Annotated in this window: 4 protein-coding genes; 1 reads left to right on the top strand and 3 read right to left on the bottom strand. The window is 67.5% G+C overall.

Translation table 11 applies throughout. The features are described from left to right. Window positions 1-146 precede the first annotated feature (146 nt). The 3 genes from ASD86_RS21900 to ASD86_RS21890 form a co-directional block, all read right to left on the bottom strand. A complete protein-coding gene (locus ASD86_RS21900) occupies window positions 147-824 on the bottom strand; it encodes a DsbA family oxidoreductase (protein ID WP_056115819.1) in 678 nt (225 codons plus the stop codon). A gap of 131 nt (window positions 825-955) precedes the next feature. After that, entirely contained in the window at window positions 956-6,466 is a 5,511-nt protein-coding gene (locus ASD86_RS21895; protein ID WP_056115818.1) for an AAA domain-containing protein, read from the bottom strand. Beyond that, window positions 6,463-7,695 carry a M48 family metalloprotease gene (locus ASD86_RS21890; protein ID WP_200957287.1) on the bottom strand — a complete coding sequence of 411 codons (1,233 nt, stop codon included), beginning with the start codon at window positions 7,693-7,695 and terminating at the stop codon, window positions 6,463-6,465. Before ASD86_RS21890 ends, ASD86_RS21895 begins: the two co-directional genes overlap by 4 nt. Before the next feature lie 325 nt (window positions 7,696-8,020). Between ASD86_RS21890 and ASD86_RS26200 the strand changes: the two genes are divergently transcribed. Beyond that, window positions 8,021-11,992 carry a M48 family metallopeptidase gene (locus ASD86_RS26200; protein WP_162253722.1) on the top strand — a complete coding sequence of 1,324 codons (3,972 nt, stop codon included), beginning with the start codon at window positions 8,021-8,023 and terminating at the stop codon, window positions 11,990-11,992. Window positions 11,993-12,146: the final 154 nt, after the last annotated feature.

Here is a 12,146-nt window from a genome sequence, read left to right as displayed (position 1 = left end):
CTTAGTTCTTAGTTCTTAGTTCTTAGTTCTTAGTTCTTAGTTCTTAGTTCTTAGTTCTTAGTTTTTAGTTTTTAGTTTTTAGTTTTTAGTTTGAATCCGAATCCTCGATTCCCATCGCCATCATGCAGCCGTTGCCCACAAGGCAATCACCCACCCGGCGCCAAACCGGCAATCTGCCGTATCGCCGCCTCGAACTGCTCCGCCGGTTGGCCGCCCTGGATCAGATGACGGTCGTTGATGATGACCGACGGTACCGCGCGGATACCCTGGCTCTGATAGAACCGCTCCTGCTCGCGCACGGCGTCGGCGTATTCGTCCGAGGCCAGCAGCGAGCGCGCGCGATCGGCATCGAGGCCGGTTTCGCCCGCGACGGCGGCCAGCACGTCATGTTGGGAGATGTCGCGGCCATCGGTGAAATAAGCCTTGAGCAGCGCGTGCTTGAGCGTGCGCTCCTGGGCCGCGCCTTCGGCCGCGGCCCAGTGCAGCAGGCGATGCGCGTCGAAGGTGTTGTAGATGCGATCGCGCGCATTGAACTGGAAACCGACCGCGGCGCCGCGCTCGCGCAAGGCCTCGCGGTTCTGCGCCAGTTGCTGAGCGCCCAGGCCGTATTTGTGCGCCAGGTGCTCGTCGATGTTCTCGCCTTCCGGTGCCATCTGCGGATTGAGTTCGAACGGCTGGAAATGCAGCTCGACCTCGACCGCGTCGCCGACCCGGGCGATAGCCTGCTCCAACGAATTCAGGCCGACCGCGCACCACGGGCAGACCACGTCGGAGACGAAATCGATCTTGATCCGCGGCGTGGACGAATCGGGGGACTGGCTCATGGATCGGCTCCGCGTGTGGCGTTGATGTGAACCCACACGATGCGGCCGGCCGCCGCCGGCATCAAGCCGGACGGCGGCGCATTAGCGGATCGGTGCGTTCCACGCAGTCACCCCTGCAACCGACCGAGCGATCAGGCAACGCTTTCGACATAGCCCTTGCGCAGCTTTTCCTCGACCAGCTTGACGATCTCGCGCTCGGCCCGCTCGGGCGTGTCGAAACTCTTGATCAAGGTCTGTCCGCGCGTGCCGACGCGACCGAACACCACGGTCATTTCGCCGTCGACCCGGCCGATTCGCCAGAACTTGTGCGAACCACCCTGCTGCAACACGAATTCGCGCAAGGCCGACGGGGCAGATGTGGGAACGGGTGCGATCGGTTCGGGTTGCGGCGCCGATTCGGCGATCGATTCGGCCGGCTTCGTGGCGTCGGCCACCGCATCCTCGTCGGCCTCATCGACGGCCAAAGCTGCTTCGATACGTTCGATCGCCGCATGCGGATTGCGCAGCCAGTCCGCGGCCGGCAGATCAATCACCCGCCAGCCGAACGCACGCAGGATGCCAGGACGGAACACGTAGCGCTCGCGCACGTCGGCCGCCGCGGCATCGGGTGGATCGAGCAGAATCGCGAGCGCATAGCCCTCACCGGCCGGATCGACGATCGCCAGGTCGCAGCGGAACTGCGAGCGGCCGACATGCTCGTGGACGATATGCCCACGTTCGCGCAGCGCCTTGGCCAGACTCGTGCGCGCGGCGTCTGCGCGCGCGACGCTGGAGAACGCGCGCTCGGCACCGGGATTCAAGGCGCCCAGAACGCTCTGCGAACGTTCGGCCTCACCGCGCGCGCTGGCTTCGGCGAACGCGAGGAACGCGCGCAACGCAGCCGCGCCGTCGTTGTGGGTGTTGGTGATCTGCTCGGCGCGGATCGTGGTCACCACCGCCATGCGATGGCGCGCGCGGCTGAAGATCACGTTGAGCCGCTTCTCGCCGCCGCGCTGATTGATCGGGCCGAAGTTCATCAGCATGCGTCCGTCGGCGCCGGGCGCATAGCAGATGCTCAGCAGGATCACGTCGCGTTCGTCGCCCTGCACGTTCTCCAGGTTCTTGACGAACAAGCCGTTGAACTGGTCTTCGTCTTCGCGCAGGTATTCGCGCTCCAGCCGCGCGGCGAAGTCGGCATCCTGTGCGGCCAGCGCTTCCAGCGCCGATTCGATCTCGCCCTGCTGCGCTTCGGAGAACGCGACTACGCCCAGGCTCAGGCCGCTGTCGCGCCGCAGCAGTTCGCGCACCAGTCCGGCGATGTAGCGCGCTTCGGCTAGATTGCAGCGGTTCGCGTAAACGCCGTCTTCGATGCGGTGATGGCTCAACGGTCTGGCGAGCAAAGCGTCGACGCCGGTAGCGGCGGCCTTCTCATCGGCCGCGCGCAAGGCCAGCGACTGCTCGCCGCGCGTGTCCAGGCCGCGATCGGGAATGGTGATCAGGCGGCCGTCGTAGAACGCGGCGTTGGAGAAGCTGATCAACGCTTCGTGGCGGCTGCGGTAATGCCAGGCCAACAAGGTCGCCGGCAGATTGCGCGCGGCCTGGTTGAGCAGGCTGTCGGCGTCGAGGTTGATCGCGATGCGTTCGCCGTCTTGCTCGGCGACGATCGCATTGTCGTCGTCATCGCCGGCCGCGGAGAAGAAGCTGGTCGGCGGCAACTGCATTTCGTCGCCGACCACCACCACTTGCGGCGCGCGGCTCAGCGCCGGCACGGCTTCCTCGGTCGGGATCTGGCTGGCTTCGTCGAAGATCACCACGTCGAACAGGTCGGCGCTGAGCGGCAGGGTGTCGGACACCGACAGTGGGCTCATCAGCCAGATCGGCTTGAGGTCGTTGACGACCAGACCGGTGTCGCCGCCGGCCAGTTCGCGGATCGAGCGATAGCGCATGCTCTTGCCGAATTCGTGTTCGAGTTCGCGCCGGCCGGTGGCGTAGCGCTTCTTGAACAGCTTGCCGTCGGCGTCGAGCTGGCTCGCCGACAGCGAGGACTGACGCACACGTTCAAGGAATTGGCGATGCAGGGTCGCGCGCACCACCCCGGCATTGCGCTGCAACAGCTCGCGTTCGGCGCGCGCGGCGCGGTGCGCGGCGTCGGCCAGGGCGCGCGCATCGAAGCGGGCGAGTTCGGGTTGTTCGCGATGCAGCCGCGCCAGCGACTCGTCGAGGATCACGCCATCCAGTTGCGCTGGCGCGAGGTCGAGTTGCTGCAGCGCGCGCGCATAGGCCTGGCCGGCGGCGTGCATTGCGCGCAGCGGCGGCAGCGCGTCGGGCAAGTCGTCAAGGCTTTCGCGCAGGTCGCGGGTCCATTCGGCGAACTCGCCGAGGCTCAGCGTGTCCGGAAGATCCAGCGAGGTCTGGGCGATCTCCTGCAGACGAGCCGCGGCCCCGGCGAAACCGGCTTCACGTTGCGCGTAGGCCACCGGATCGAGCATGGCCAGCAGGTGTTCGTGCAGGCGACGCAGGATCGGCGAGGTCGGCAGCGCATTGCGCCAAAGCTGTAGCGTCTGCAGGAACGGGCTCAATGCCGGCGTATCCAGGCGCGCGCGCATCTGTTCTTCGAACGCGACGCACTCGTTGGCGGCGTGTTGATGCGCGGCCTGCGCTTCCAGCACCTGGACCAAGCTGGGCCGGACCGCGTGCTGACTGAAGTCGTAGCTGCGCGCCATCGTCCCGCGCAATCGCCACCACGATGGCTTGATCCAACGCAGCGGCGAGCGCTCTTCGCTGCGCGCGATCGCCAACGCGGCTTGCGTGTCCTGCTCGGAGAACGACACCTTCCAATGCACGGTGTGCTTGCCGGCTTCGGCGCGGCGGCGTTCGAGTTGCTCGAAGGCTTCGCTGTCCTGGCGCAGTTGGGTGCTCGCGGCCGAGGCCGAATCGAGCAGGTCAGGGTGGGCCGCCAGACGCGCGTCGTCGAGCTTGCGCGCCATCGAGGTCAAGGTGGCCGCATCGGCGAGCGTGGTCTCTTGGGTCAGCAGGCTGCGATCGTCGTCGAAGGCCGCATCGAGCCGATCGACCTGTTCATTGCAATCTGCCAGCACTGCCTCGGTGTCGGCGTAAGCGCGCTCACCGCCTAACAGCCGCGCCGACAGACGCGCGAACGGATGTGCGGCCAGCCGGTCGTTGCCGTAGCGTTCGCGCAGCAAGGCCTGCAGGCCTTCGCGTGCGCCACGCTCGCGCTCCCACAAGGCGTAGTCGGGCAGTTGCTCGCGCTCGCGCGCGCCCAACTCGACCGGCGCAGGCAACTCCGCCGCGCGCCGCAGCAGTGCGCGCACGCTGGCGCCTAATCGCTGCGGAATCGCGGCCATGCCGTTTTCGTAACGCTCGATCTGGCCGAGCTGCGCGGCCAGCGCCTCGTGCACCGCCGCGCGCGCCTGAGTCAGCGAATCGTGTTGATGCGCCTGGGCGATCCAGCGTTCGTAGCAATTGCGCAGATCGTGGACGAAGGCTTTCTTGTCGGTCTGCGAGTCGTGGATCAGGCAGCACAGTTCGTCCAGGCCGGCCTGCTTGAGGCGATGGAACACCACATCGAGCGCGGCGCGCTTCTCGCATACGAACAATACGCGCTGGCCGCGGCCGGCGTAATCGGCGATCAGGTTGGTGATGGTCTGCGATTTACCGGTGCCGGGCGGCCCCTGGATGATGAAGCTGCGGCCGCCGCGCGCCAGCGCGACCGCCGCGTTCTGGGTCGCGTCGCTGGCGACGACGTTCCATTGCTGGTCCGGCGCGACCGGCGCCGGCGGCGCGACATCGACCTCGCGCGGCTCGATCGAGAAGATCCGATCGAAGCCGCCGCGCGCCGCGTCGGCCGAGGTCGGATCGTCCTCGATCAACTGCGCGTAATCGCGTACCAGCGACATTTTCTTGTAGTTGAAATTGGCCAGAGTGACCTGGGTCAAGTCGAAATCCCAGGCGTAGGCGTGGCCGGTGTCGTCCTGCAGCGCGTAGGTGGTGTGCTCGATTTCATCGCTGCTCGCGCTCATGCGCTGCGGCTCCGGAATCGGCGCGGCGCCGACCGCGGCGCGCAACGGCAGCGGGCTGGGTTGCACGCGCTGGCGGAACAGGGCCAGGCCGAGTGGGCGGTAATCCTCGCGCTCGTAACTGAAATCCGGACGCTGCGCGTCGGGCCTGATCCGCCCGCCGCTGCGGCGCTGATACTGCTGCAGACGCTGCACCGCCTTGCGCCGGATCAGTTCGATCGCCGGCTTGCTCTGCAGGCGCAGTTCCACCCCGGGCTCGGACGCGCGGATCTGCGCGGCGAGGTCGGCGTGGATCGACTCGATCGAGACCTTCTGCAGGTCGACGGTTTCGGGCAACTGGATGTCGTAGAGCTGGCGCAGGTAATGGCGCAGGGCCGGGTTGAATTCGGCCTCGCCGTCCTCGCACTGGATCACGTACTGGTCGCGCACGCCCTTCTTGCGCACCAGCTCGACCGGCAGCCACAGCAACGGCGAAACGAAGCGCTGCTCGGGGTCTTCCTTGAGGTTGTGCCAGCGCAGGAAGGCCACGACCAGACGCAGATGGCTGAAACCGAACTCGGCGCGGTCGCGGCGGGTTTCCTGGGCGATACGATCCAGCGCCGCCGGCAGGTACGGCTGATCGTCGAAACGCAGCCAGCGGTGCAGGCTCACCGGTTTGCCGGCGATCACCTCGTCGGCGAACTCGCCGCTCCAGGTGCATAGCTGCTCGGGCCGGATGCTGCCGAGCTGCAGCACGATCGGCACGCTGGCGATCGTCAGGTTGACGCTGGCCTGGGTCGCGCGGAATTGCAGCAGGCGATTGCGCCGCGACAGATCGAACAAACGATCGCGCAGATGCGAGAGCACCGCGATACGGCGCGGGCTGTGACCCTTCGCATCCGACAGCACGCGTTCGACATCCAGCCCCATCGGCTGGTCGCGGTACGTCTGCAGGCGTTGCACCAGTTCGGCCAGATCGGTCGCGCGCTCGTGCCGGTTCAACGCGGTCATCTCGACGATGATCGCGGCCAGCACCGGATTCAGACGCGGGTTGATCCGGAACAGGTTCTGGCGTTGCGCGGCGAACAGATCCAGATCGTCGGTGTCGTCGAAATCCAGACCGCAGGCGAGGCTGGCAAGCACTTGCCCGAGTTGGAAGATGTCGCCGATTTCGTCGTGATGGCCGAGCGCGAGTTCCCAGCAGCGATAACCCGGCAGGTACAACGGGCGTTCGATCGGCTGCGCCGGATCGTGCTGGGTATGCAGGTTTTCCAGACTGCTGCCGTGGGCGGCGTCCTGGGTGACGCGCAGTTCGCCGACGATGTTTAGGGTCGATCCCGGCGGCGGCTGGACTTTGCGCAAGCGTTCGATGTCGAGCGTCGGCAGGCGCCCTTCGGACGCGCGCAGGCCTAGTCCGGTGTCGGCGGCATACACGATGTCGTCGGCGTTGAGCGCGGCGACCCGGCCATGCGCATGCAGTTGCGCGACCGCGCGCAGCAGCGGCAAGGCCAGGAACAGCACGTCGTCGGTGGCGAGGCCCGCGCCGCGCTGGGCCGCGATCACCGCGCGCAGGGTGTCGCCGTCGATGCGGGTCGGATCGATCGGGGTGGGTGTCGCGCCGTCGGGCGTCACTGCCGGCGCATTCATGCCGCGCTCTCCTGATCGAGCCGACGCACCAGCTTGTCGAGTTCGCGCTTGCCCAGGCCGGCGTCGCGCTTGAGCGCAGCCAGGAATTCGGCGCGGCCGCCAATGCGCGCGGCCAGACGCGCGGTTTCCAGCAGTGTCGCCTCGCGTTGATCGGCGTCGATTAACGCGAAGTCGAGCATCACGCTGCGCAGATAGCCGTACACACTGTCGTCGATGCGATCGGGCGCGAGCGCTTCGTCATCGGCCGCGGGTTCCTCGCCACTCCAGTCGGGAAAGTAGCCGCGCGCCTGTTGTTGCGCGGCTTCGGAATTCAATGCCGGCATCGCCAGCAGGCGCGCGATGAAGCGCCGGGTCAGTGCGCGCAGTTCGACCTGATCGAGCAAGTCGAGCCGATCGAACGACAACGGCCCCTGCAAACGCCGGCGCAGCCAGCTGTCGGTATCGGCCGCGCGGCGCCACCAGCGATCGACCGCCTGTGCGCGCAGATACGCCTCCGGGTGGGTTTCGCCGCGGCTGTGGCGCGGATCGTCGCGTTCGACTTCCTCGGCCTGGCCCAGGTACGCGGTCGGATCGACATTGCCCAGCCCGGTATGCACCTTGACCAGGATCGCGACCGCCGGCAGCGCCGCCTGCGCCGCGACCGCGGCGCCGCGGTCGGCGAAAATCTCGGTATGCAGGCTATAGCGGCGCGCGCTTTCGGCGTGGCTGCTCGCGGCCTGCGGATCGGCCATGCAGTGGTCGAGGATGCGCTGGGCGGTGTGGTAATCGCCGCCGTCGAGAGTCCACAGTTTGTAGTGGGCGAGTTCGTGACCGAGTAGCGCGCTCAGTTCGATCTCGTCGAGGCGTTCGAGCACCGCGCCGGCCAGAACCACGTGCGCCTCACCGGGCAGGGACCACAGGCTCGCGCCCATCGCGCCGTCGCCGGCCTGGTACAGGGTGACGTTGGCTTCGATGCCCAGGCGCGCGAGCACCTCGCCGCACAGCGCATGCACTTGCGGATGCGAAGCCGGGGTCAGCCGATAGGTCTTGCGCAGCAGTTCGGTGCGCAGTTCCTGGGCGTGCTGGGTTTGCACGCTCAGCGACGAGGCCCAGGCCCAGACCTCGGGTTCGGCGCGCTTGAAATGCGCGACCAGGGCCTGGTGATACGGCAACGGCGCCAGCGCATGCGGCGCTGCCATCGCCTCCGCTGTCGCACCGATGTCGTCGTCCTTGGGCTGTGCTGCATCCATCGCGTTCGTGGTCTCCGGGCCGTGCGCCGCCGGCCGCTTCGGGCGACCGCGGGCCGGCGTGGTTTGGTCAAGCCGTCACGATACAGGGCGGCGCCGGCCGCTCGCCTGATCAGGCCGAATCATGCCGAATCGGGCGGGATCGAACCGGCCCGGGCCGTCGCGACGGTCTCGTCCTCTGGGCTGGCGCGCTTCGAAAAACCCCGCCAAGAGTGATGACTAGATCACAAAAATCGGCGCAGAATAACCATGGCGGCCGGCAATGGGGCGACCGCCGATCATCGAACGGGCCGCCCGCGAGCGGGTGCGCCTTCGCACAGGGGAAATCATGGAAACGATGTATCCGGCCGGACCCGCGTCCGTGCCCGCGCAATTGACTGCACCCAGTGCCGCCTACAAGCGTCACGCCTGGCTGGCGATGGCCGGCCTGCTGGCCTTCGTGTCGATCTACTTCGCCCTGCTGGGCTGGTTCGGCTGGACCGCGTACCGGCTGCTCGCCGGCATCGTGCGCGGCAGCACCGACAACGTCGTGCTCGCCGCCGTCGCCGGCATCTGCGCCGCGTTCCTGTGCGTGTTCATGGCCAAGGCGCTGATCTTCACCAAGCGCGGCGGCAAGGACGCGCAGGACATGGAACTCAAGCCGGCCGAGCAGCCCGAGCTGTTCGCGTTCCTGCACCGTCTGGCCGACGAAGCCGGCGCGCCGCGCCCGCACCGGGTGTTCCTGTCGCCGCGGGTCAACGCCGGGGTGTTCTACGACCTGTCGCTGGCCAATCTGATCGTGCCGTCGAAGAAGAACCTGGAAATCGGCCTGGCCCTGGTCAACGTGCTCAACCTGGGCGAACTCAAGGCCGTGCTCGCGCACGAATTCGGCCATTTCGCCCAGCGCACGATGGCGGTCGGACGCTGGGTCTACATCGCCCAGCAGATCGCCGCGCACATCATCGCCAAGCGCGATGCGTTCGACGATTTCCTGCGCGGACTGTCGCGCTTCGATCTGCGCGTGGCCTGGATCGGCTGGCTGCTGTCGCTGATCGTGTGGTCGATCCGCTCGCTGGTGGAAATCGTGTTCCGGGTGGTGGTGCTTGCCCAGCGCGCGCTGTCGCGCGAGATGGAATACCAGGCCGACCTGGTCGCCGCGTCGCTGACCGGCAGCGACGCGCTGGTGCATGCCCTGCACCGCCTCGGCGCGGCCGACGATGCCTGGGACCGCAGCTTGAACTTCGCCAACCGCGAATATGCCAACAAGCGCCCGGTCGTCGACCTGTTCGCGATCCAGACCCGGATCATCGAAAACCTGCGCAGCGTGTTCGCCGACGCCGAATACGGCGAGCCGCCGCAACTGCCGGCGCAGGACCGCGACCGCCACCGCGTATTCCGCAACGAGATGGCGCAGCCGCCGCAGATGTGGTCGACCCATCCGGCCAACAGCGATCGCGAACACAACATCAAGCGCGTCTACATCGCCTGCGATATCGACCCGCGTCCGGCGCTGTCGCTGTTGCGCGATCCGCAGGCGCTCAAGCAGCGCATGTCGCGCGAGATGATCGACACGCCCGATCCGCTGCCGTTCGTGCCGATCGAAGAATCGCTGCGGCATCTGCAAAGCGATTACGCCGACCTTGCCCTGGACCGCCGCTTCCGCGGCACCTATCTGGGCCGTTCGATCGTGCGCGAATGCGAACAGCCCGGCGAGCTGTACTACGGCATTGCCGCCGGCACCGACCTGGGCGAGCACCTGGCCGGGCTGTATCCGGAATCGCACGGCCAGAGCCTGGAGCGTCTGCGCGAGCTGGAATCCGAACGCGGCATTCTGGAAGCCATGCGCCAGGGTCACCTGCGCGCGCCCGGCGGCATGCTGCGCTGGCGCGGCGCCGAATTGCCGGCCAAGCAATTGCCGAAGGTGATCGAGGAACTCGACGCCGAACTCGCGCCGCTGCGCAAGGACGTGCGCGAACACGACCGTCGCTGCCGCAGCGTCCACCTCGCCGCCGCGCGCGCGCTCGGCGGGCCGTGGGAAGAGTTCCTGCGCGGCCAGCTGGCGGTGCTGCATTACGCCGATCACAGCTGCGCCAACGTGCTCGATGCCAACGCGTTGTTCGTCAACACCTACGAGGTGGTGACCGCCGACCGCAAGGTCTCGTCGAGCGAACTCACCCGATTGATACGCTCGGCCAATGAATTGCACGGCGTGTTGCGCGAGCTGCACGAACACGCCGCGCAGGTGAAGCTGGACTGGCGCATCGCCGAGAAACTCGGCGTCGACGACTGGGCCGAGGCGATGGGCGCGTTCACCCTGCCGCCGGCGAGCCAGGAAAACATCGACCCGTGGCTGAAGGCGATCGACAACTGGGTGCGCGGCACCACCGGTCCGCTGTCGGCGCTGCGCAACGCGGCGCTGGAAAGCCTGCTGGCAACCGAGAACGACGTCGCGCAGCGTCTGCATGCACGGGCGAACGGCGAGCCTGAGCCGGCCACGTTCGAGCGCTCGCGGTTCGATCGGCCCGCGGCGGCTGCGATCACGCTGGGCGAGGGCACGATGGGCGAAGCAGGAGCCAGCGAGGCCGCGCTCACTCATGCGCCGTCGGATGAAGCGGTCGTCGAAACGCCCGTCGCGCGTCCCGACACGGCCGCCGCCGCGCCCTCGCATTACGCGCGCCTGCTGCCCAACGGCAACCGCCGCCTGCAGACCAAGCTGGGCTGGTGGGATCGCTTCCAGACCGCCGACGGCTTCGTGCCGGCGCTGGCGCGGGTCGGCGCGGCCGGCGGCATCGTCGGCACGGTGCTGTTCTTCGGCGCCTCGCTGGGCATGGCCAAGATCACCGTGATCAACGGCCTCGCGCAGGCGATGAAGGTGCGGGTCGACGACACCACGGTCGAGGTCGGGCCGTTGCAACATCTCACCTTCGAACTGCCCGGCGAGGGTCGCCACCACGTGGTCACCTCGACCGCCGACGGCGCTTCGGTCGAAGAGTTTGACAGCGACGCCGGCGGCACCAGTGCGCACTTCGTCTACAACATCGCCGGTGCCGCGCCGCTGGTGGAATGGACCGCGGTGTACGGATCGCGCGCCGAAGTGCCCGAACGCAAGCTCGGCGCGCCGCGCTGGACCACGACCTCGGCCGACCACGTCTTCGAAGAGCCGCCGAAGCAGATCAGCACCAAGGGCGAAGGCGGCAGCCGCACGGTGTTGATGGGCTACGCCGATCTGTCGCCGGTGTACCAGATGGATCTGGTCGATGGCGAGGAACGTCAGGCCGAAATCGCGGCCACGCACGCGCGCTGGGATGCCGGCGATTCGCAGTACCTCTCGACCTGGCTGTCGCTCGCCGGCAAGCGCAAGGATTTCGCCGAGCTGATCGCGCAGCGCCTGCGTCGCGCGCCGGCCGAGGTCGTCGCCCTGCGCGCCGAACAGGACGCCGCCTGGGGCACGCCGGACTATGCCCGGGTGTGCGAACGCCACCGCGCGCTGGCCGAGCAGTCGCCGCAATCGGGCGATCTGCACTATGTCGCGGCGCGTTGCGACACCGATGACGATGCCCAGACCCGGGCTTTTCACGCCGGCCATGCGCGCTGGCCCGACAACGGCTGGTTCGCCTTGGCCTCGGGTTATTCGCGCGCCGAGCATGCGCAATGGACCAGCGCGCTGCCGTTGTTGCAGCAGGCGGCGAAGATGCCGCAGGTCGGCGAATGGGTCGCGCTGGAAATCGCCCGCACCCAGCGCGCGATCGGCGGCGAGGCGGCGGTCGACCTCGGCGCCAACGTCAGCTCGGCCCAGTTCGAACGGCTGATGACGGTCGAACAGGGCAAGCTGCCGCCGCAGTCGCCGTACTCGGCCTACACCTCGCTCAAGCGCGGCGATCTGCAGTCGGCCTTGCGTATCGCGCAGGGCGATGCGGAGTTGCGCGCGCAGATGCTGCGCCTGGTCGCCGCGTCCGACGGCGCTCCGCGCGAGGCCGTGGCCGAAGCGCTCAAGCTGGCGCCGCACGAGGGCATGAACGACGTCAGCGCCTGGACCGCCCTGGCCCTGGCCACGCGCGAACACGACGACAACCCGCGCCTGCGCGAACTGGCGCTGCAATCGGACCCGCGCGAAGCGGCGAAGATCGCCGCGTTCTTCGACGCGGTGAAGCGCGGCGCGAGCAGCGCCGACGCCGAACGCGCGCTCGGGCCGGTCACCGCGCGTTCGCGTGGGCTGGCTTACAGCACCGCGGCGATCGTGCTGGGCGAGCGGTGTCCGCAGGCGTGGCGCGAGGGCGCCAAGCGGTTGTTATTTACGGTGGAGCGGCCGTATTTTGGTTGAGCCGGGATTTTGGATTCGGGATTCGGTAGTTCGTAGTTCGTAGTTCGTAGTTCGTAGTTCAAAAAAAATAACGGCTGCCAATCGTTCGCGACGGCAGCCGTTTTTTTTGTGCTTTCATTCCCGCGACGGAGCCCGACAAAATGCTCTGTCGCCG

The sequence above is a fragment of the Lysobacter sp. Root690 genome (genome assembly GCF_001427785.1).
Classification (GTDB): domain Bacteria; phylum Pseudomonadota; class Gammaproteobacteria; order Xanthomonadales; family Xanthomonadaceae; genus Lysobacter.
The sequence above is the reverse complement of the archived record's forward strand: the minus strand, read 5'-3'. Positions and strand labels throughout refer to the sequence as shown.